The organism is Pseudomonas sp. EB271-G4-1, from assembly GCF_058791355.1.
The window spans coordinates 114,149-134,057 of sequence record NZ_JBYTEO010000002.1 but is presented as its reverse complement, the minus strand read 5'-3'; the positions used below and the strand labels follow the sequence as shown (position 1 = coordinate 134,057).

Here is a 19,909-nt window from a genome sequence, read left to right as displayed (position 1 = left end):
ATTCTTCGTCTCGTTTTCGATCGGTCACTATGTCAAGCCTGCGCACGTTTTTCGTCATGGTCCTGTTGGGCCTGAGCCTCTCTGTCGGTACCGTACAAGCCGCCGAACCGCCCACCCGTGAATCCGTACAGGCAAGCCTGGACAAGATCGCCGACCGCAAACTGCCGGAAGCCGATCAAAAGGCCCTGCAATCCGTCCTGCAGAGCACGCTGACACAGCTCAACAATCAGCGTGATTACGAGCAGAAGCTGGTCGAGCTCAAGCAACAGCTGGCCAGCGCGCCCAAACTGACCATTGAGAACCAACGCGAACTGGCCCGCCTGAAGGCCAGCAGCGTGGTACCGGTGGCGCAACGTTTTGCCAAAGAGTCGATTCAGCAACTTGAGCAACTGCTCACCGAACGTTCGACCCAGCAAAGCGATCTGCAAAAAGCCCTGGGCGACGCTAACAGCCTGATCATTACCGCCCAGACTCGCCCCGAACGCGCCCAAGGGGAAATTTCCGCCAGCCAGACGCGCATCCAGCAGATCAACAACATCCTCAAGGCCGGCAAAGACGCCGGCAAAACCCTGAGTGCCGAGCAGCGCGACCAGCTCAATGCCGAGCTCATGGCGCTGAACGCCCTGATCCCGCTGCGCCGCCAGGAACTGGCGAGCAACACTCAGCTGCAAGACTTGGGCAATAGCCAGCATGACCTGCTGACGGAAAAATCCGATCGCCTGGATCAGGAAATCCAAGAGCTGCAAAACCTGATCAACCAGAAGCGCCTCGCACAATCCCAGGAAACGGTCACCCAGCAATCGATCGAAGCGCAGAAGGCCGGCGGCAGCAGCCTGCTGGCCGTCGAAAGCACGGCGAACCTGAAACTCTCGGACTATCTGCTCAAAAGCACCGACCGCCTCAACGAAGTCACGCAGAAAAACCTGCAAACCAAGCAACAACTGGACAGCTTGACCCAGAGCGATTCGGCCCTGGACGAGCAGATCAACGTGCTCAAGGGCAGCCTGCTGCTGTCCAAGATTCTCTACAAGCAGAAACAGGCCTTGCCACGCCTGCGGGTCGACCGTGACCTGGCGGACCAGATCGCCGACATTCGCCTGTATCAATTCGAAGTCAGCCAGCAACGGGAGCTGCTGAGCAACCCGGCGAGCTACGTCGACAACCTGCTGTCGACCCAACCGCCCGAGCAGGTCACCCCGCAATTGCGCAAGAGCCTGCTGGAGCTGGCCACCACCCGTGCCGACCTGCTGGAGCGGCTGAACCGCGAACTGAGCGCGGTACTCAACGAATCCATCACCCTGCAACTGAATCAGAAACAACTGCTGAGTACCGCGCAAAGCTTGCGGGCGACACTCGACGAGCAGATGTTCTGGATTCCCAGTAACAAACCGCTGGATGTGGAGTGGTTCAGTACTGTGCCGGAGCGCCTGAGCCGTCAGGTCGATACCCTGCCCTGGGCTTCGAGCCTGAGTGAACTGGTCGACGGCCTGACCCAGCGTCCACTGCTGTTCCTGCCGCTGGCATTGCTGATTGGTGCCCTGCTATGGCGACGCAAGCAGCTGTATGCCCGCCTGAACAAGGTTCACCAGGACATAGGCCACTTCAAGCGCGACAGCCAGTGGCACACACCCCAGGCGATTCTGATCAACATCCTGCTGGCCATGCCGGTGTCACTGGCCCTCGCCTTGTGCGGCCTGGCCCTGCAAATCGACGCCCGCGGGCAGAACGCGAGCATGGGCGCGGCCTTGCTGCAAATGGCCGGGGCGTGGCTGGTGTTCTACACCGCCTACCGAATCCTCGCGCCGGGTGGGGTGGCGGAACTGCATTTCCGTTGGGAAAAACCCCAGGTCGAATTCCTCCGGGGCTGGGTCCGCCGCCTTGGCATGGTGGTGATGGCGCTGGTCACCGTGGTGGCGGTAGCGGAATTGCAACCGGCGGCACTGGCCGATGACGTGCTCGGCATGCCGGTGGTGCTGATCTGCTACGCCTTGATGACCTGGCTGCTCAGTCGCTTGCTGATCAGCAGCCCGACCCATGAAAACGCCTCGTTGTTCCGCAAGGTCCTGGGCATTCTGTTTACCGCGCTGCCCATCGCGCTGTTCGTGGCCGTGTGCTTCGGCTACTACTACACCGCACTCAAACTCAGCGACCGACTGATCAATACCCTTTACCTGCTGATGTTCTGGCTGGTGATCGAAGCGACCTTCGTGCGCGGCCTGAGCGTGGCGGCACGGCGCCTGGCTTACCAGCGCGCCCTGGCCAAACGCCAGGCGGCGAAAGAGGCCGGCGACGGCGAAGCGGTCATCGAAGAACCGACGATGGACATCGAGAAGGTCAACGAACAATCCCTGCGCCTGATCCGCCTGGCGCTGCTGGGTGGCTTCATCGCTGCGCTGTATTGGGTCTGGGCCGACTTGATCACGGTGTTCTCGTACCTGGACAACATCACCCTTTACGAATACACCAGCGGCACCGGTGCCAACATGAGCATGGTGCCGATCAGTATCGGCGACATGCTCGGTGCACTGATCATCATCGGTATCACCTTTGCCCTGGCGCGCAACTTACCCGGCCTGCTGGAGGTGTTCGTGCTCTCGAAGCTGAACCTGGCCCAAGGCAGCGCCTATGCCACCACCACGCTGCTGTCCTACCTGATCGCCGGTATTGGTTTCGTCTCTACCCTGTCGACCCTCGGCGTGAGCTGGGACAAATTGCAATGGCTGGTCGCGGCGCTCTCGGTCGGCCTCGGCTTCGGTATGCAGGAAATCTTCGCCAACTTCATCTCCGGCATCATGATCCTGTTCGAACGCCCGGTGCGCATCGGTGACACCATCACCATCGGCAACCTGTCGGGTACGGTGAGCAAGATTCGCATCCGTGCCACCACCATCACCGACTTCGACCGCAAGGACATCATTGTCCCGAACAAGACGTTCATTACCGGGCAACTGATCAACTGGTCGCTGACCGATACCATCACCCGGGTCACGCTCAAGCTCGGGGTCGATTACGGCTCGGACCTGGACCTGGTCAAGGAATTGCTCCTCAAGGCTGCACGGGAAAATCCGCGGGTGCTCAAGGAGCCCGAGCCGCACGTGTACTTCCTCAACTTCGGCGAAAGCACTCTTGACCACGAGCTGCGCATGCACGTGCGCGACCTCGGCGACCGCAACCCGGTGCTCGATGAGGTCAACCGCTTCATCAACCGCGAGTTCAAGAAGCAGCACATCAACATCTCCTTCCGCCAGATGGAGGTCTACCTCAAGAATCTCCACGGCCAGGAATACAAGATGGTGCCGATCGAGCCAGAAGCGAAAACCATCGTGCCACTGGTCGATGGCAAGCCGGTGCAAGAGCCACCTTCCGCCAAACTCGACTAACCGGCCATTCCCCAGCAGAATGCTCGGACATTCTGCTGGAGCCGGCCTTTGAAAGCCCTCGACGAACTGACCTTCGACAATCGCTTCGACCGCTTGGGCGATGCCTTTTCCGCCCATGTGCTGCCCGAGCCAATCGATAACCCACGTCTCGTGGTCGCAAGCCCCGCTGCCATGGCGCTGCTCGACCTCGACCCCGCCGTGGCCGAAACCCAAGAGTTCGCCGAGCTGTTCAGTGGTCACAAACTCTGGGCTGACGCGATTCCCAGGGCGATGGTCTATTCCGGTCACCAGTTCGGTTCCTACAACCCGCAACTGGGCGATGGTCGCGGCCTGTTGCTGGGCGAGGTGTACAACGAGGCCGGCGAGCACTGGGACCTTCACCTCAAGGGCGCCGGTCAGACGCCGTTTTCGCGCATGGGCGATGGGCGCGCAGTGCTGCGTTCCTCGATCCGCGAGTTTCTCGCCTCCGAAGCCCTGCAGGCCCTGAACATCCCGACCACTCGGGCGCTGTGCGTGATTGGCTCCGACACCCCGGTCTGGCGCGAAAAACAAGAGCGCGCGGCCATGGTCCTGCGCCTGGCACCGAGCCATGTACGCTTTGGGCATTTCGAATACTTCTACTACACCAAACGTCCCGAGCAGCAGAAAATCCTGGGCGACCATGTGCTGGCCATGCACTTCCCGCAGTGCCTGGAACAACCGGAACCGTACCTGGCGATGTTCCGCGAAGTGGTCGAGCGCAATGCCGAACTGATCGCCAAGTGGCAAGCCTACGGTTTCTGCCATGGCGTAATGAACACTGACAACATGTCGATCCTCGGCATTACCTTCGACTTCGGCCCATTCGCCTTCCTCGATGATTTCGACGCCAACTTCATCTGCAACCACTCCGATGACCAGGGCCGCTATTCATTCAGCAACCAGGTGCCCATTGGCCAGTGGAACCTCAGCGCCCTGGCCCAGGCGCTGACACCGTTCATCAGCGTCGAGGCCCTGCGCGAAACCCTCGGCCTGTACTTGCCGCTGTTCCAGGCTCATTACCTGGACCTGATGCGCCGCCGTCTCGGCCTGACCACCGCCGAAGAGGACGACCAGAAGCTGCTGGAGCAATTGCTTCAACTGATGCAGAACAGCGGCGTCGATTACAGCCTGTTCTTCCGGCGCCTGGGCGAAAAAGCCCCCGAAGCGGCCGTTGGCCATTTGCGCGATGACTTCGTCGACCTCAAGGGTTTTGATGCCTGGGGCGAGCGCTACGTCGCCCGAGTGGCCCGGGAAGGCGAGGTGGATCAGGAGCAGCGGCGCGCCCGGATGCATGCGGTCAACCCGCTGTACATCCTGCGCAACTACCTGGCGCAAAAGGCCATCGATGCGGCAGAGAGCGGCGACTACTCGGAAGTCCGCCGGCTGCACGCGGTGCTAAGCAAGCCGTTCGACGAACAACCCGGTATGGAGAGCTACGCCGAGAGGCCGCCGGAATGGGGCAAGCATCTGGAGATCAGTTGTTCGTCGTGAAGTGCCGCGCGATTGAAAATACAAGCGAGTGGCTCCAGATACAGACTACTCGCTCCTCACTGGACATCCGTCATGACCGACCCACTCCTCATCCCCTGCCCCCACTGCAACGGCCTCAACCGCATTCCCGCCGAGCGCCTGGGCGACCATCCAAAATGCGGACGTTGCAAGGCCGAGGTCCTGCTGAACAAGCCCTTCGAACTCAAGCAAGGTGATTACGCCAGTCAGATCAAAGGCGATCTGCCGCTGTTGGTGGATGTGTGGGCAGACTGGTGCGGACCGTGCAAATCGTTTGCGCCGGTGTTCGAGCAGGCGGCAGGGCAATTGGCCGGCAAGTGTCGGCTGGCCAAGCTGGACAGCGAGGCGAACCAGCAATTGTCGGCGCAGCTGGGGATTCGCTCGATACCGAGCCTGATTTTGTTCAAGAACGGTGGGGAAGTCGCCCGCCAGAGCGGGGCGTTCCCGTTACCGCAACTGATGAGCTGGTTGCGTAGCCAGGGGATCTAAAGGCCACCCGAAAACCAAATGTGGGAGCGAGCCTGCTCGCGAAGAGGGATTCACATCCAACGTCTCTGTTGACTGAACTCCTGCCTTCGCGAGCAGGCTCGCTCCCACAGTGTTTTCGTTTTGACCTTGGGAATCAGGTGTTTTCCAGCAAGTTATGCAACTCAACGAACTGCTGTGTCAGCTTGTGCCGCGGGTCCAGATGGATCAGCGGCATGTTGGCCTGATGGGATTCGCGCATGCGCACCGAACTGCCCAGGTACACCGGTAGCACCGGCAGACCTTCGGCGATCAACTCGTCGAGGATTTGCTGGGGCAGGCTCGCACGGGCCTGGAACTGGTTAACCACGATGCCTTCGACTTCCAGGCCTTCGTTGTGGTCGTCCTTCAGTTCTTCTATTTCTGCCAGCAAACCGTAAAGTGCTTGGCGGGAGAAGCTGTCGCAATCAAAGGGAATCAACACACGATCGGCGGCAATTAACGCAGAAACCGCATAAAAGTTCAGGGCCGGCGGTGTATCCAGGTAGATCCGGTCGTAATCACCATCAAGCTCTTCGAGCAACTTTCGCAGCTTGTTGATCTTGTGCTTGGCCTCAAGCTTGGGCTGCAAGTCGGCCAGCTCGGCGGTGGCGGTGATGACGTGGAGGTTGTCGAACGGCGTTTCGTAGATATCGACCTGGTTCTTCTTGGCAAAAGGCCCGGAGGACAAGGTTTGCTTGAAGAAATCGGCGATACCCATCGGGATATCGTCACCGGTGAGTCCCGTCAGGTACTGAGTGGAGTTGGCTTGGGCATCGAGATCGACCAACAGGGTGCGATAGCCCTCGCTGGCGCTGACCGCCGCCAGATTGCAGGCAATACTGGATTTGCCCACGCCACCTTTCTGATTGAACACCACGCGCCGCATTGCAAAACCTCCGTGTACCAAAGAATGACCGAGTGTAGTGGTGCAGGGCATGGCTTCGCTAGCTCGCATGCGCATGGACTACATGGTCATCAGTGTTTTCTTACGGAAAAAGCCGCTGGGGGCACTATACGCCGAGACCTGAGCCGACAGACGGCCCGATGAAAATGTGAATAATTGCCAAACGTTCAGTTTTTGTGAACTGACCGGTACATCTCATCGAGCAAAACGTAACCAGTGTTTGCTACACGTTCGTCGCACCGGGATAATGCGCACCACTCGGCGCCAAGCGCCACGTAGGGTGTGCCGTGCCGTTGCGCCACTCACCGCGTCAGGAAGCCTGCAAGGGCGGGATTGAATGTCTGTGATTAATTTCAACATCGCCCAGTGGCGCGCTTGGGCCCCGGGGCTCGAAAGCGTGGATGACTGGCAGGCCTGGTGCCGGCAACCGTTGATGTTACCGGTCAGCGATGCCGCACCCGATGTCTCGTTCCTGCCGGCCATGCAACGCCGGCGGCTCAGCCGTCTGGCGCGAATGGCATTCAGTGTCGGCTGGCCATTGGCCGAAGGTCGCCAGGACCTGCCACTGGTCTTTGTTTCCCGTCACGGCGAAACCCCGCGCACCTTCGACATTCTCAGCGACCTGGCCGTCGAGCAACCGTTGTCGCCAACCCAGTTCAGCCTATCGGTGCATAACGCGATCATCGGCCTGTGGTCGATCATGCGCGGTGAAACCAGCGAAATGACTGCCTTGGCCGCCGCCGGCGACGGCCTTGAAAATGGCATGCTGGAGGCGGCGGCCCTGCTGGCTGAAGGCTCGCCCGCGGTTTTACTGGTGGTTACCGAAGAGCAACCGCCGCAGGCCTATTCGGCCTGGATCGACGACGTGCCCTTCCCTTATGCCGTCGGCCTGCTGATTACCCCGGGCAATGACTGGCAGCTGTCCCTGAACAGTGCCACGGATGCGTTGTCAAACGCTCGATGGCCGCACGCGTTGAATCTGTTGTGCACGCTGCTGGGTCCGCAAACCACCTGCCAACATGCCTGGAAAAATCGTGTATGGACTTGGCAACGCAAGCTGTGACTGAAAAAAACCGCGATGCCTATTACTGGCGCCTGCTGGCCACCGCCGCGAGCTTTGCCCTGTTCGGGTTGGGCGGGTTGTGCCTGCGCCTGGTGATTTTCCCGCTGCTGGCCTGCCTGCCAGGTGATGCCCATACCCACCGGTTGCGGGCGCGTCAGACTGTCAGCCGCTGTTTTTGGTTGTTCGTGCGTTTCATGGCCCGAGCCGGCGTGCTGACCTACGAAATCGAGGGTGCGGAAAAACTCGGTCGGCCCGGCCAGATGATCGTTGCCAATCACCCATCGTTGATCGACGTGGTATTTCTGATCGGTCTGGTCCCCCACGCCAACTGCGTGGTCAAGCAAAGCCTCTGGGATAACCCGTTCACCCGCACGCCCCTGCGTCGTACCGAATACATCAGCAACGATGGCAGCATGGACATGCTCGATGCCGCCGCCGATGCGCTGAAACAAGGCCAGACCCTGATCATTTTTCCCGAAGGTACACGCACCCAGCCAGGCCAGGCGCCCGCCTTTCATCGGGGCGGCGCGGCAATTGCCGTGCGTGGTGCGAAAATCCTCAGCCCCGTGGTGATCCGGGTCAGCCCGACCACACTGACCAAGGCCGAACCCTGGTATCGGATCCCCAAGCGCCGCGTACACTTCAGTTTCCGTGTGGGGGACGATATAGACCCCCAGGCCTTCGCCGCGCTCGGCCCGCCCCCCCTGGCCTCGCGCAAGCTCAACGATTACTTGCATTCTTACTTTATCAAGGAGCTCGCCGAAGATGAGCAATCTTAACCGTGAAATAAAAGATCTGATCATTGAAGCCCTCGGCCTCGAAGACATCAGCGCCGACGACATCGACGATCAGCAGACCCTGTTCGGCGAAGGTTTGGGCCTGGACTCGGTGGACGCCCTGGAACTCGGCCTGGCCATCCAGAAAAAATACGGCATCAAGATCGATGCCGACGCCAAGGACACGCGCAATCACTTCAGTAACGTGGCGAGCCTCGCGGCCTTCGTCACTGCAAAACAGGCAGCTTGAGACCGGACCATGCAAACTCGTGACGACATTTTCAACACCCTGCGCGATGCCTTGGTCGAACTGTTCGAACTGGACCCGGACCGGGTGAGCCTCGAATCCAACCTGTACCAGGATCTGGAAATCGACAGCATCGATGCGGTCGACTTGATCGATCACATCAAGCGCCAGACCGGCAAGAAAATCGCGGCCGAAGAATTCAAGTCGGTGCGAACCGTCAGCGACGTGGTCGAGGCGGTCTACCGTCTGGTTCAACCGGCCGCATGAGTCGATTGATCGGCCTCGGCTTACTGCTGGCTGGCCTGCTATACCCTTTTGCGGTGTATTTCGGCATGGAGCATTTCGCCCCGTGGCAGTTCGGGTTGCTGCTGGGCAGCCTGTGGCTGGCCCGCGCGCTGACCGGCAAGCGACGGCCAGGCAGTTCGTGGATGGCGGGCGTGGCTATCCTGTTCTGCCTGTTGCTGGCGTTGTTCGACAGCCCGGCACTGCTGCGCTGGTATCCGGTATTGATCAGCGCCTTCATGCTGGGGCTGTTCGGACTGAGCCTGAAGTACGGCCCACCGATGGTCGAACGCCTGGCCCGCCTGCGCGAAGCACATTTGCCGGCCAAGGCCATTCGCTATACCCGCCAGGTGACTATCGCCTGGTGTGTATTTTTCCTGTGCAACGGGATCTGCGCCGCAGCCCTGACACTGTGGGCGCCGCTGAGCTGGTGGATGCTGTACACCGGCCTGATCTCCTATGGATTGATAGGCCTGATGTTTGCCATTGAATGGCTAATACGCCAACGGGTAAGAGGCCGCGCATGAACTGGATAAAACTTGAGCATCTGTTGCTCAAGGCCGAGCCGGGGCGAGCCGTGACGGCCGACCCGCAGCTTGATCACGCACAATTGCGCGAGCAGGCCCTGCGCCTGGCCGCCGGCTTGCAAACCCGCGGTGTGCGGCGCATTGCCGTGCACCTCGAAGACGCCGCGGACCTGGCGATTGCCTTGTTGGGCGCCTGGCGCGCGGGGGTCAGCGTGTTGCTGCCGGCCGACTTGCAACCGCAAACCCGCCAGCGCTGGTCGGGTGAAGTCGATTTATGGCTCACCGATCAGCCCGACGACACACACCCGGGCGATTATCAGGATGCGCCCCTTGGCGCCGCTGCCCTCGATCTTGACGGCTGCTCGCTGAGCCTGTGCACTTCCGGCTCCAGCGGCGAACCCAAGCGCATCGAAAAAAACCTGCGCCAGCTGGTCAATGAAGTCCAGGCCCTGGAACAGCTGTGGGGCGCCGACCTGGGCCCAGCCTGCATCATTGGCAGCGTCGCCACCCAGCACATCTATGGCTTGCTGTTCCGGGTACTGTGGCCACTGTGCGCGGGACGCACGTTCGTTCGCAGACAACTGGCCTTCCCAGAAGACCTGCAGCGTGCCAGTCTCGAACACCCGGCCTTCGCCTGGGTGGCCAGCCCGGCGCTGCTCAAGCGCATGGGCGACAACCTCGACTGGCCGGCGCTGAGCGCAGTACGTCGGGTATTTTCTTCCGGTGGCGCATTGCCCGCCGAGGCCGCGCAGCGTCTGCATGAACGCCTGCACCAATGGCCGACGGAAATATTCGGCAGTTCGGAAACCGGCGGCATCGCCTGGCGCCAGGGCCAGTCACTGTGGCAACCCTTTGCTGGCGTCCAGTTGACCCAGGACAACGAGGGGGCTTTGCTCATCGCCTCGCCCTACTTGCCTGACGGCCATATCGAGCACACCGCCGATGCAGCGCGAATGGCGGCTGATGGCCGCTTCGAGTTGCTTGGACGACTGGACCGGATCGTCAAGCTGGAAGAGAAACGGATCTCGCTGCCGATGCTGGAGCAGGCACTGATGGCCCACGACTGGGTGGCCGAAGCGCGCCTGGGTGTCATCCAGGAAAACCGCGCCTCTCTGGGCGCATTGTTGGTGTTGACTGATGCCGGCTTGCATGTGCTGCGCAATCAAGGCCGGCGCACACTCACCGAACAACTGCGGCAACACCTGAGCCTGCATTGTGAAACCCTGGCCTTGCCCAGACGCTGGCGCCTGTTGCAGCAACTGCCGCTGAACGCCCAGGGCAAACTGCCCCAGGCCGACGTCGAAGCCGTGCTGCTGGCACCGCGCCCCAAGGCTCCGCAGGTGCTGGAACAGGTGGAAGCCAATGGTGAGTGGAGCCTGCAGCTGGCAGTGCCGCCGGATCTTGCCTATTTCAGCGGGCACTTTCCCACAGCTCCCGTATTGCCCGGCGTGGTGCAGGTGGAGTGGGCGCTGCTCTTGGGCCAGCAACTGATGAACCTGCCGCAGAAATTCGCCGGCATGGAAGTGCTGAAATTCCAGCAATTGGTGCGTCCCGGCGACGAAGTCCAACTGCACCTGCGCTTCGACCCAGCCCGCGGCAAGCTGTATTTCGCCTATCGCAACGAAACCGCCACCTGTTCCAGTGGACGGATTTTGCTGGAGCCGGCACATGCATAACCCCTGCGCCGTCGTCCCGGTCTACAACCACGAGACCGCCATCACCACCGTGGTCGATGCGCTGCTGGCCAACCACCTGCCGTGCATTCTGGTGGACGACGCCAGCAGCCCGCCCTGTGCCAGGGTGCTCGATCAACTGGCGCTGCGCGACAACGTGTATCTGATCCGCCTCGCCACCAACCAGGGCAAGGGCGGTGCGGTGATGACCGGTCTGCGGGAAGCCTCGCGCCTGGGCTTCAGCCACGCCTTGCAGGTGGACGCCGACGGCCAGCACGACCTGCAGGATGTGCGACGTTTTGTCGAACGCTCCCGCGCCCATCCCGACGCCGTGATCTGCGGCTATCCGCTGTATGACGACAGCGTGCCAAAGGGTCGTTTGTACGCCCGCTACCTGACCCACGTGATGGTGTGGATCAACACGCTGTCGCTGCAGATTCGCGACTCCATGTGCGGCTATCGCCTCTATCCCTTGGCCCCGGTCCTGGCGTTGATCGAATCGGCGAAAATCGGCAAGCGCATGGACTTCGACTCGGACATCCTGGTCCGCCTCGCTTGGCGCGGGCAGCCGATGCAATGGCTGCAAACCAGAGTCCATTACCCGCTGGACGGTGTTTCGCATTTCCGCATGTTCCACGACAACGTACTGATTACCAGCATGCACACCCGGTTGTTCTTCGGCATGCTGCTGCGCTCGCCGCTGATCCTCTGGCGTCGGTGGCGCACATGAACGTCGACAAGCAACACTGGGCCGACCGCGAGGAGCGCGGCAGCTTCTGGCTGATGAAATTTACCGCGGTCGCCGCCAAGGTGCTTGGGCGTCGACTGCTGAGCCCGCTGCTGTACGGCATCGTGTTGTACTTTTTCCTGTTCGGCCGCAGTGCCCGTCAAAGCGCCTGGGAGTATCAGCAACGACTCGCCGACTGGAGCGGTCGCGACGAACTGCGCCCGAGTCATTGGCGTGTATTCGGCCAGTTCATGGCCTTCGCCGACTCCCTGCTCGACAAGCTCGACGTGTGGAACGGCAAGCTGGGCATCGAGCACATCGAAATCATCGACCCGGCATTGCTGCGCAACCAGTTACGCGGCACGCGCGGGCAAATGCTGGTGGGCGCCCACCTGGGCAACCTCGAAGTCTGCCGCGCACTGGCGGAAATCGGCGAGAAGGTCACCATGAACGTGCTGGTGCACACCAAGCACGCCGAGCGATTCAACCGCTTGCTGGGCGAAGCCGGGGCGACCAATCTGCGACTGATCCAGGTCAGTGAACTGGACCCGGTGATCATGCTGCAACTGCACGAACGCCTGGAACGCGGCGAATGGCTGGCGATTGCCGGCGATCGCGTGCCGCTGCACGGCGGGCGCAGCGTGACCGTGGACTTCCTCGGCCATCCGGCAAAGTTCCCGCAAGGACCGTGGCTGCTGGCGGGGCTGCTGAAATGCCCGGTCCACCTGCTGCTGTGCCTGAAAAAGGCCGATGGCCATTATCGACTCACCCTCGAACCCTTCGCTGACGCGATCACCTGGAAACGCAGCGACCGCGAACAGGTCATACATCAGTGGGCCACCCGCTATGCCGAGCGCCTGAGTCACTATTGCCTCCAGGCACCTCGACAATGGTTCAACTTTTACCCTTTCTGGAAGACCGATGACGACGCCAACGCTTGAGCCTGTAATCTTCGGCGAACGCCCTTTGCGCATCGACGATGTGCTGGCCCTGGCCAACCGCCAGGCGCCCACGCAGTTGCAGGGCGACCCGCAGTTCCGCCAGCGCATCGCCAAAGGCGCGCAGTTCCTCGACTCCCTGCTCGACAAGGAAGGCGTGATCTACGGCGTGACCACCGGCTACGGCGATTCCTGCGTGGTCGCCGTGCCGTTGCATCACGTCGAGGCGTTGCCGCGTCATCTGTACACCTTCCACGGCTGCGGCCTGGGCAAATTGCTGGACGCGCAAGCCACTCGCGCGGTACTGGCGGCACGCTTGCAGTCGCTCTGCCAGGGTGTCTCCGGGGTGCGCGTGGAGCTGCTGGAACGCCTGCAGGCATTCCTTGAACACGACATCCTGCCACTGATACCAGAAGAAGGATCGGTCGGCGCCAGCGGTGATCTGACGCCGCTGTCGTACGTTGCCGCCACGCTGTCCGGCGAGCGTGAAGTGATCTATCGCGGCGAGCGCCGGCAAGCCGCCGATGTTCACCGCGAACTCGGCTGGCAGCCACTGGTGCTGCGTCCCAAGGAAGCCCTGGCACTGATGAACGGTACCGCCGTGATGACCGGGCTCGCCTGCCTGGCCTACGCCCGCGCCGATTATCTGCTGCAACTGGCCACGCGCATCACCGCGCTGAACGTGGTAGCGCTGCAAGGCAACCCGGAACATTTCGACGAGCGCCTCTTCGCCGCCAAGCCACACCCTGGGCAGATGCAGGTCGCCGCCTGGTTGCGCAAGGACCTGGCCATCGACGCGCCGACCGCACCGCTGCATCGCCTGCAGGACCGCTATTCGCTGCGTTGCGCACCGCATGTCCTCGGTGTGCTGGCCGACAGCCTGAACTGGCTGCGCTCGTTCATTGAAATCGAACTCAACAGCGCCAACGACAACCCGATCATCGATGCCGAGGCCGAACGCGTGCTGCACGGTGGGCACTTCTACGGCGGGCACATCGCGTTCGCCATGGACAGCCTGAAAAACCTCGTGGCCAACGTCGCCGACCTGCTGGATCGACAACTCGCCCTGTTGGTGGATGAGCGCTACAACCACGGTTTGCCCAGCAACCTGTCCGGGGCCACGGCCGACCGCGCCATGCTCAACCACGGCTTCAAGGCCGTGCAGATCGGTGCCAGCGCCTGGACCGCCGAAGCGCTGAAAAACACCATGCCCGCCAGCGTGTTCTCGCGTTCTACGGAGTGCCACAACCAGGACAAGGTGAGCATGGGCACCATCGCCGCCCGTGATGCGATCCGCGTGTTGGAGCTGACCGAACAGGTCGCCGCCGCCACCTTGCTGGCTGCCAACCAAGGCGTCTGGTTGCGCGCCCAGGCCGAGGATGCGCGCCCACTGCCACCGGCTCTGGCGGCCATGCATGAAGCATTGGCCAAGGATTTCCCACCGGTCATCGAAGACCGTGCTCTGGAGGGCGAACTGCGCCTGTGCCTGCAACGTATCGCCGCACAACACTGGAGGCTGCATGCGTAGCAAGGGAGTGCTCTACACCGATACGCAAATCCTCGTGCCGTTCTTCGACGTCGACAGGATGAACGTCGTCTGGCACGGCCATTACGTCAAATACCTGGAAATCGCCCGCTGCGCCTTGCTGGACAAGATCGGCCACAACTACACGGCAATGTCCGAATCGGGCTATGCGTGGCCGGTGATCGACCTGCAATTGCGCTACATACGCGGTGCCCAGTTCGGCCAGACGCTCAACGTGCGCGCCAATCTGGTGGAATGGGAGAACCGGTTGAAGATCAATTACCTGATCAGCGACCTGGAAACCGGCGAACGCCTGACCCGTGGTGTTTCCGTACAGGTCGCCGTCGACATGAGCAATCGCGAAATGCAATTGGCCTCGCCGAAGGTATTTACCGACGCCGTGGCGAGGGCCTTACCATGATTTCCGGCCCTGTAGGAGCGAGCCTGCTCGCGATGGTCGCTAACGATGACGCTGGGCGCCTGTCACCCCGCGGTGCCCTCAGGTTTTTCGCGAGCATGCTCGCTCCTACAGTGTTCTGGCTGTTACTGGGCATTCCTGGGCTGGCCAACGCCTTCGATCTACAGCAGCTCAGCGAGCAACTGGCCAGGCCCGATGTCATCCATGGCAACTTCATTCAGGAAAAACGCCTGCGCGCCCTGCCCCAGCCACTGACCAGCAAGGGCACTTTCGTCCTGGCGAAGAATCACGGGTTGTTGTGGCTGCTGAAAACGCCGTTGCAACAGGACTACCGCATCACCCCCACAGGCATTGCCCGGCGTGATGCCAGCGGCTGGCAGATGTTGCCGGGCAAGAGCGCCGGCGCTGAGCAGAACCGCTTTTTCCTGGCCGTCCTGCAAGGCGACAGCAGCGGACTGCAACGGGATTTCGAGCTGGCGCTCAGTGGCGATGCACAAAACTGGACACTGAAGTTGACGCCACGCTCGATGCTGCTCAAGCAGGTGTTCAACCAGATCAACATCACCGGCGGCGAACTGGTCCACAGCATCGAGCTGCTGGAAACCCAAGGTGACAGCACGCTGTTGCGCATGCAAGACAGCACCAGCGCGCAACCGTTAAGCGACACGGAGCAGCATGACTTTGCCGAGTGAACGCAGGCTACCCTGGCTGTTCCTGATCCTGCTGCTGGCAGTGCTGGCGCTTGCCGGCTGGCAATGGCGCGACGGCGCCCCGCTGTCGGCCAACCTGATGGAGCTGGTGCCCGGCACCGCGCCGGATGCGCTGGAACTGCGTGCCGAACAACGCATGCAGGAACCGCTGAATCGCGAAATGCTGGTGCTGGTTGGCCACACCGATCGCCAGCAAGCCATTGCCATGGCGCAAACACTGGGCGATCAGTGGCAAGCCAGCGGCCTGTTCGACAAGGTCCAATGGAACCTGCAAGCCGACTTGCCGGCCTTGCGCACGCAACTGCTGCAAGGCCGATTGGCCATGCTCGCGGCAGAAGATCGCGAGCAGTTGATCGAACACCCCGATGCTTTTATCCAGCAACGGGTGCAGGCGCTGTTTGACCCCTTCACCGGTTTCAGCCTGGTGCCGAGCCAGGATGACTGGCTGGGCCTGACCGGGCGCATCCAGAACAGCCAGCCACAGCACGGTGCCGTGCAACTGGACATTGGCAGTGGCGCCTTGATTGCCGAGCAAGATGGCAAGCACTGGGTGCTGCTGCGGGCGCGCGCCACCGGCAATGCTTTCGACATGAACCTGCCGCTGCAAGTGGCCGACCTGCTCCAGCACAGCCGTGAAGAGGCCGCCCGGGCCGATGTGCAACTGCTCGCCGCAAGTGGTTTGCTGTACGCGGCCAACGGCCAGCGCCAGGCTTCCCGTGAGATGACCTGGGTGGGGGGCGGTGCCACCGTCGGGATCCTGTTGTTGCTGTTGCTGGCTTTCCGCCGTTGGCGTGTCGTGCTGGCGTTTGTCCCGGTGCTGGTGGGCATGCTGTTCGGCGCGGTGGCCTGCGTGGCATTGTTCGGCCACATGCATGTGATGACGCTGGTGTTGGGTTCGAGCCTGATCGGTGTCGCCGTCGATTACCCGCTGCATTACCTGTCCAAGAGCTGGAGCCTGAAGCCCTGGCACAGTTGGCCGGCGCTACGCCTGACCTTGCCGGGCCTGACCCTGAGCCTGGTCACCAGCGCCATCGGCTACCTGGCCCTGGCCTGGACGCCCTTCCCGGCGCTGACCCAGATTGCCGTGTTCTCGGCGGCGGGACTGCTCGGTGCCTATTTGTCCGCGGTGTGCCTGCTGCCGGCGCTGCTCAAGGGTGCCGAGCTGCGCCCGGCGCAATGGCCGCTGCGCCTTAGCGAATTTTTACTGGGACGCCGCGAAGCGTTGCTCAGGCATTTGAGCACGCCGGTATTGCTGGCACTGCTGATCGCTTTTTGTGCCGGCGGCCTGGTGCAGCTCGAGACCCGCAACGACATCCGCCAATGGGTGGGCGCCCCGCAGCAGTTGACTGACGAAGCGCAGACCATTGCGCGAATCACGGGCTATCAACCCACCAGCCAGTTTTTCCTGGTGCAGGCGGCCGATCAACAGCAACTGCTCGAACGCCAGGGCGCCCTGAGTGAACGCCTGGATCAGTTGGTTGGCCTGCAGAAACTCCAGGGTTACCTGTCGCTCAACCAACTGGTCAGCCCGCCCAGCGAACAGCGCAAGGTGCGTGAGGCGTTGAGCAAATTGCCGGCGTTTTGGCAGCCGTTACTCGATATCGGCGTACCGGCACAGGCGCTGCAAGCAGAGTTGAGCCAATTGCAGGCCCTGCCCATCGAAGACATCGACAGCGCACTGGCCGGCCCCTTAGCCGAGCCTTATCGCCTGTTGTGGCTGGGGCCGACCGCTGACGGCGTGGCGGCGATGGTCAGCCTGCAGGGCCTGAACAATCCTGCCCTGTTGCGGGTACAGGCCGAAGATTTGCCGGGCGTGAAGCTGGTGGATCGACTGGGCGAGTTGAACAACGTGTTCGCCGCCACCCAGGTCAGTGCCGCAGAACTGAAACTCGCCTCCTGCGCGCTGATCGTCCTGGTGCTTGCCCTGCCGTTCGGTCTTGGCGGCGCGTTGCGCATTGTGTCCCTGCCATTGCTGGCGGCGTTGTGCAGCCTGGCCAGTCTCGGCTGGCTGGGACAGCCATTGACCCTCTTCAGCCTGTTCGGCCTGCTGCTGGTGACGGCGATCAGCGTCGACTACGCCATCCTCATGCGCGAACAGGTCGGCGGCGCCGCCGTGAGCCTGTTGGGCACTTTGCTGGCGGCACTGACCACCTGGCTGTCCTTCGGCCTGCTGGCAGTGTCGAGCACGCCAGCGGTGAGTAACTTCGGCCTGTCGGTAAGCCTGGGCCTGATCTTCAGCTTCCTGCTCGCGCCCTGGGCCGGTCGCCAGGTGCATGCCGCCAGTATCACGGAACCGACAACATGATGATCGCGCTGTTTTGGGCGATGGCCCTGGTACTGTTCGCCGTAGCGACCCGGGTCGGTCGCCATTTCGGCCTGATTCCAATCGTCAGCCAGTTGCTGCTGGCGACCCTCGGCTTGCCATTGCTGATGTACTTCTGGATCGAACCGCAATGGCAACTGAGCGGCGCGGCGCTGGTGTCACCGTCTTGGCTGAAGAACCTCTACAGCCTGAGTTTCGCGCTGCTGCTGGGCTACATCCTCAGCGACGTGATCGATCTGCAACTGGACCGCCAGAGCCTGAAAATCGCCCTGCCGAGTTTCTGCATTCCGTTTGCCTGCGGCCTCGCCACGGCCATCTGGCTGCTGCCACCGCAACCCTGGATCAGTTCGCTGGCGGTCGGCCTGCTGTTCGCCATTACCGCGATCCCGGTGTTGTACCTGTACCTGCGGCACATCGCTTACCCGCACGCCGCCACCCGGCGACTGGTGCAGACTGCGATTATCATCGACCTGACTTGCTGGACCCTGTTCGCTTTCGCCCAGGGCAGCCTGCACCTGAGCAGCCTGTTGCTACCCTTGGCCGGGGCCTGCCTGCCCGTGCTCCTGCGGCTGCTGGGCCTGCGTCAAACCTGGCTGTACAGCCTGGGCTTTTTCGCGTTACTGGTGGTCGCCGAGCACTACAAGCTCAATGCCCTCATTTTCGGCATCGTTTATGTACTGATCATGGCAGCACTCAAGGCACCGCTTGTCCTGCCGTTGCCGGCAATCTGGATGAGTCGCTTGCAGACGTACATCGCCATTCCACTGATACTCACCTTCGGTATCGTCCAGATCAACGTGCACAGCGCAATGGACAGCCTCGGCTGGGTGCAGCTGGCGGCCCTGCTGCTGTTGCCGATTGCCAGCAAGCTGCTGGGCAACTGGCTTGGCCTTGGCTGGGCCGGTGCCTCGTTCCAGGGCGCCAGCCGCTGGCGTGAAAGCATATTGCTGAACATTCGCGGCTTGAGCGAGATCGTCTTTCTCAACCTGCTGCTGCAACAACAGCTCATCAGCCCGGCGCTGTACTTTGCGTTGATGCTGATGGGCCTGGTCGCGACCCTGCTGCCGGCACTGGCCGGCATGCACCGTATCCCATTGATAGCTGCCGCCCCGGCAAGGAGCCCCCATGCCAATCGTTGAAATGCAACGTCGCCAGATCGTGGTCATCGGTGCAGGTCCGTCCGGCGCCATCGTCGCCGCGCTGCTCAAGCGCAAGGGACATGATGTACTGGTGATCGAGCGCCAGCATTTCCCGCGCTTTTCCATCGGCGAAAGCCTGCTGTCCCACTGCCTGGATTTCGTCGAAGAAGCGGGCATGCTCGATGCCGTCAATGCCGCGGGCTTCCAATTGAAAACCGGGGCCGCGTTTGCCTGGGGCGAGCGTTACAGCACGTTCGATTTCGGCGACACTTTCACTCAGGGCAAGCCGACGACTTTTCAGGTGCAGCGCGCGGATTTCGACAAACTGCTGGCCGATCAGGCCGCACTGCAAGGCGTTGAAATCCGCTATGGCGAAACCATCGTCAGCGTCGATATCGACCAGGCCAAACCGCTGCTTGGCGTACGTCGCGAAGACGGCAGCGAGTACCACATCGACGCTGACTTCATGCTCGACGCCAGCGGATACGGTCGCGTCCTCCCGCGCTTGCTCGACCTTGAAGCACCGTCGAATTTCCCGGTGCGCCAGGCGGTGTTCACCCATGTCGAAGACCGCATCGTCCACCCGAACTTCGATCGCACCAAGATCCTCATCACCACCCATCCTGTCCAGCGTGACATCTGGTTCTGGACCATTCCTTTCAGCGGCGGCCGCTGCTCGGTCGGCGTGGTGGCCGCCGCGGAACATTTCGAAGGTCGCAGCGATAACCTCGACGATTGCCTGCGCGGCTTCATTGCCGAGACGCCCAGCCTGGCCGGGGTACTGGACAACGCCGTATGGGACACGCCAGCACGCACCATCGGCGGTTACTCCGCCAACGTGAAAACCCTGCACGGGCCTGGTTTTGCGTTGCTGGGTAATGCGGCGGAATTCCTCGACCCGGTGTTTTCCTCTGGCGTGACCATCGCCATGCGCTCGGCGAGCATGGCCGCGGGGGTGCTGCACCGTCAGCTGCAAGGCGAGTCCGTGGACTGGCAGCGTGAATTCGCCGAACCGCTCAAGCGCGGGGTCGATACGTTCCGCTGCTACGTCGAGAGCTGGTACGCCGGGACTTTCCAGGACGTGATTTACTACCCGGATGGCAATGCGGAAATCCGCCGCATGATCAGCTCGATCCTCGCCGGCTATGCCTGGGACGAGCGCAATCCATTCGTCGCCGAACCGAAACGTCGCCTGCGGATGTTGTCAGAACTCTGTGCAAGGGATGCGACATGAGCGACT

Annotated in this window: 18 protein-coding genes; 17 read left to right on the top strand and 1 reads right to left on the bottom strand. The window is 61.8% G+C overall.

Annotated features, from left to right (window positions below; all coding sequences use genetic code 11):
- Window positions 1-29 precede the first annotated feature (29 nt).
- From mscK to trxC, 3 genes are all read left to right on the top strand, one after another.
- A complete protein-coding gene (gene mscK / locus AC3WWR_RS01640; RefSeq protein WP_033045285.1) occupies window positions 30-3,380 on the top strand; it encodes a mechanosensitive channel MscK in 3,351 nt (1,116 codons plus the stop codon).
- A gap of 48 nt (window positions 3,381-3,428) precedes the next feature.
- On the top strand, window positions 3,429-4,892 hold the full coding sequence (gene selO / locus AC3WWR_RS01635) for a protein adenylyltransferase SelO (RefSeq protein ID WP_020796195.1): 1,464 nt from the start codon (window positions 3,429-3,431) through the stop codon (window positions 4,890-4,892).
- Between the two features lie 72 nt (window positions 4,893-4,964).
- Window positions 4,965-5,399 carry a thioredoxin TrxC gene (trxC, locus tag AC3WWR_RS01630; protein ID WP_033045286.1) on the top strand — a complete coding sequence of 145 codons (435 nt, stop codon included), beginning with the start codon at window positions 4,965-4,967 and terminating at the stop codon, window positions 5,397-5,399.
- A gap of 133 nt (window positions 5,400-5,532) precedes the next feature.
- Here trxC and AC3WWR_RS01625 read toward each other — a convergent pair whose 3' ends face one another.
- A complete protein-coding gene (locus tag AC3WWR_RS01625) occupies window positions 5,533-6,303 on the bottom strand; it encodes a ParA family protein (protein ID WP_020796193.1) in 771 nt (256 codons plus the stop codon).
- A 355-nt stretch (window positions 6,304-6,658) separates the two neighbouring features.
- On the opposite strand from AC3WWR_RS01625, the gene AC3WWR_RS01620 reads away from it, so the two are divergent.
- Genes AC3WWR_RS01620 through AC3WWR_RS01555 form a run of 14 tightly spaced genes read left to right on the top strand, consistent with a single transcriptional unit; the run spans window position 6,659 to window position 19,903 of the window.
- The gene (locus AC3WWR_RS01620) at window positions 6,659-7,384 is read left to right on the top strand and encodes a beta-ketoacyl synthase chain length factor (protein ID WP_033045287.1); all 726 of its coding nucleotides are present in this window, start codon (window positions 6,659-6,661) and stop codon (window positions 7,382-7,384) included.
- Window positions 7,360-8,163 carry a lysophospholipid acyltransferase family protein gene (locus AC3WWR_RS01615; protein WP_020796191.1) on the top strand — a complete coding sequence of 268 codons (804 nt, stop codon included), beginning with the start codon at window positions 7,360-7,362 and terminating at the stop codon, window positions 8,161-8,163. The genes AC3WWR_RS01620 and AC3WWR_RS01615 overlap by 25 nt, the downstream gene beginning before the upstream one ends.
- Window positions 8,150-8,410, top strand: a complete 261-nt coding sequence (locus AC3WWR_RS01610; protein ID WP_020796190.1) for a phosphopantetheine-binding protein — start codon at window positions 8,150-8,152, stop codon at window positions 8,408-8,410. Before AC3WWR_RS01615 ends, AC3WWR_RS01610 begins: the two co-directional genes overlap by 14 nt.
- 9 nt (window positions 8,411-8,419) lie before the next feature.
- Window positions 8,420-8,674: an acyl carrier protein gene (locus AC3WWR_RS01605; protein WP_020796189.1), complete on the top strand. Its 255-nt coding sequence runs from the start codon at window positions 8,420-8,422 to the stop codon at window positions 8,672-8,674.
- Complete coding sequence (locus AC3WWR_RS01600) at window positions 8,671-9,216, top strand: COG4648 family protein (RefSeq protein WP_020796188.1); 546 nt, start codon at window positions 8,671-8,673, stop codon at window positions 9,214-9,216. Before AC3WWR_RS01605 ends, AC3WWR_RS01600 begins: the two co-directional genes overlap by 4 nt.
- Window positions 9,213-10,892: an acyl-CoA synthetase family protein gene (locus tag AC3WWR_RS01595; protein WP_033045288.1), complete on the top strand. Its 1,680-nt coding sequence runs from the start codon at window positions 9,213-9,215 to the stop codon at window positions 10,890-10,892. Before AC3WWR_RS01600 ends, AC3WWR_RS01595 begins: the two co-directional genes overlap by 4 nt.
- Window positions 10,885-11,619 (top strand): glycosyltransferase family 2 protein, encoded by a 735-nt coding sequence (locus tag AC3WWR_RS01590; RefSeq protein WP_020796186.1) that lies wholly within the window; start codon window positions 10,885-10,887, stop codon window positions 11,617-11,619. The genes AC3WWR_RS01595 and AC3WWR_RS01590 overlap by 8 nt, the downstream gene beginning before the upstream one ends.
- Window positions 11,616-12,557, top strand: a complete 942-nt coding sequence (locus AC3WWR_RS01585) for a lysophospholipid acyltransferase family protein (RefSeq protein ID WP_033045290.1) — start codon at window positions 11,616-11,618, stop codon at window positions 12,555-12,557. Before AC3WWR_RS01590 ends, AC3WWR_RS01585 begins: the two co-directional genes overlap by 4 nt.
- The gene (locus tag AC3WWR_RS01580; RefSeq protein WP_020796184.1) at window positions 12,538-14,082 is read left to right on the top strand and encodes an HAL/PAL/TAL family ammonia-lyase; all 1,545 of its coding nucleotides are present in this window, start codon (window positions 12,538-12,540) and stop codon (window positions 14,080-14,082) included. The genes AC3WWR_RS01585 and AC3WWR_RS01580 overlap by 20 nt, the downstream gene beginning before the upstream one ends.
- Window positions 14,075-14,500, top strand: coding sequence for an acyl-CoA thioesterase (locus tag AC3WWR_RS01575; RefSeq protein WP_020796183.1), 426 nt, complete (start codon window positions 14,075-14,077; stop codon window positions 14,498-14,500). The genes AC3WWR_RS01580 and AC3WWR_RS01575 overlap by 8 nt, the downstream gene beginning before the upstream one ends.
- A complete protein-coding gene (locus AC3WWR_RS01570) occupies window positions 14,497-15,189 on the top strand; it encodes an outer membrane lipoprotein carrier protein LolA (protein ID WP_492598417.1) in 693 nt (230 codons plus the stop codon). The genes AC3WWR_RS01575 and AC3WWR_RS01570 overlap by 4 nt, the downstream gene beginning before the upstream one ends.
- Window positions 15,173-17,512 carry an MMPL family transporter gene (locus AC3WWR_RS01565; RefSeq protein WP_033044225.1) on the top strand — a complete coding sequence of 780 codons (2,340 nt, stop codon included), beginning with the start codon at window positions 15,173-15,175 and terminating at the stop codon, window positions 17,510-17,512. Before AC3WWR_RS01570 ends, AC3WWR_RS01565 begins: the two co-directional genes overlap by 17 nt.
- Complete coding sequence (locus AC3WWR_RS01560) at window positions 17,509-18,669, top strand: cation:proton antiporter (protein ID WP_020796180.1); 1,161 nt, start codon at window positions 17,509-17,511, stop codon at window positions 18,667-18,669. The genes AC3WWR_RS01565 and AC3WWR_RS01560 overlap by 4 nt, the downstream gene beginning before the upstream one ends.
- A complete protein-coding gene (locus AC3WWR_RS01555) occupies window positions 18,656-19,903 on the top strand; it encodes an NAD(P)/FAD-dependent oxidoreductase (RefSeq protein WP_020796179.1) in 1,248 nt (415 codons plus the stop codon). The genes AC3WWR_RS01560 and AC3WWR_RS01555 overlap by 14 nt, the downstream gene beginning before the upstream one ends.
- The last annotated feature ends 6 nt before the right edge of the window (window positions 19,904-19,909 follow it).

What these genes read in the sequence shown, in the direction of transcription:
- mscK (WP_033045285.1), top strand. Translation starts at nt 30, where the DNA reads ATGTCAAGCCTGCGCACGTTTTTCGTCATGGTCCTGTTGGGCCTGAGC.
- trxC (WP_033045286.1), top strand. Translation starts at nt 4,965, where the DNA reads ATGACCGACCCACTCCTCATCCCCTGCCCCCACTGCAACGGCCTCAAC.
- AC3WWR_RS01625 (WP_020796193.1), bottom strand. Translation starts at nt 6,303, where the DNA reads ATGCGGCGCGTGGTGTTCAATCAGAAAGGTGGCGTGGGCAAATCCAGT.
- AC3WWR_RS01620 (WP_033045287.1), top strand. Translation starts at nt 6,659, where the DNA reads ATGTCTGTGATTAATTTCAACATCGCCCAGTGGCGCGCTTGGGCCCCG.
- AC3WWR_RS01615 (WP_020796191.1), top strand. Translation starts at nt 7,360, where the DNA reads ATGGACTTGGCAACGCAAGCTGTGACTGAAAAAAACCGCGATGCCTAT.
- AC3WWR_RS01610 (WP_020796190.1), top strand. Translation starts at nt 8,150, where the DNA reads ATGAGCAATCTTAACCGTGAAATAAAAGATCTGATCATTGAAGCCCTC.
- AC3WWR_RS01605 (WP_020796189.1), top strand. Translation starts at nt 8,420, where the DNA reads ATGCAAACTCGTGACGACATTTTCAACACCCTGCGCGATGCCTTGGTC.
- AC3WWR_RS01600 (WP_020796188.1), top strand. Translation starts at nt 8,671, where the DNA reads ATGAGTCGATTGATCGGCCTCGGCTTACTGCTGGCTGGCCTGCTATAC.
- AC3WWR_RS01595 (WP_033045288.1), top strand. Translation starts at nt 9,213, where the DNA reads ATGAACTGGATAAAACTTGAGCATCTGTTGCTCAAGGCCGAGCCGGGG.
- AC3WWR_RS01590 (WP_020796186.1), top strand. Translation starts at nt 10,885, where the DNA reads ATGCATAACCCCTGCGCCGTCGTCCCGGTCTACAACCACGAGACCGCC.
- AC3WWR_RS01585 (WP_033045290.1), top strand. Translation starts at nt 11,616, where the DNA reads ATGAACGTCGACAAGCAACACTGGGCCGACCGCGAGGAGCGCGGCAGC.
- AC3WWR_RS01580 (WP_020796184.1), top strand. Translation starts at nt 12,538, where the DNA reads ATGACGACGCCAACGCTTGAGCCTGTAATCTTCGGCGAACGCCCTTTG.
- AC3WWR_RS01575 (WP_020796183.1), top strand. Translation starts at nt 14,075, where the DNA reads ATGCGTAGCAAGGGAGTGCTCTACACCGATACGCAAATCCTCGTGCCG.
- AC3WWR_RS01570 (WP_492598417.1), top strand. Translation starts at nt 14,497, where the DNA reads ATGATTTCCGGCCCTGTAGGAGCGAGCCTGCTCGCGATGGTCGCTAAC.
- AC3WWR_RS01565 (WP_033044225.1), top strand. Translation starts at nt 15,173, where the DNA reads ATGACTTTGCCGAGTGAACGCAGGCTACCCTGGCTGTTCCTGATCCTG.
- AC3WWR_RS01560 (WP_020796180.1), top strand. Translation starts at nt 17,509, where the DNA reads ATGATGATCGCGCTGTTTTGGGCGATGGCCCTGGTACTGTTCGCCGTA.
- AC3WWR_RS01555 (WP_020796179.1), top strand. Translation starts at nt 18,656, where the DNA reads ATGCCAATCGTTGAAATGCAACGTCGCCAGATCGTGGTCATCGGTGCA.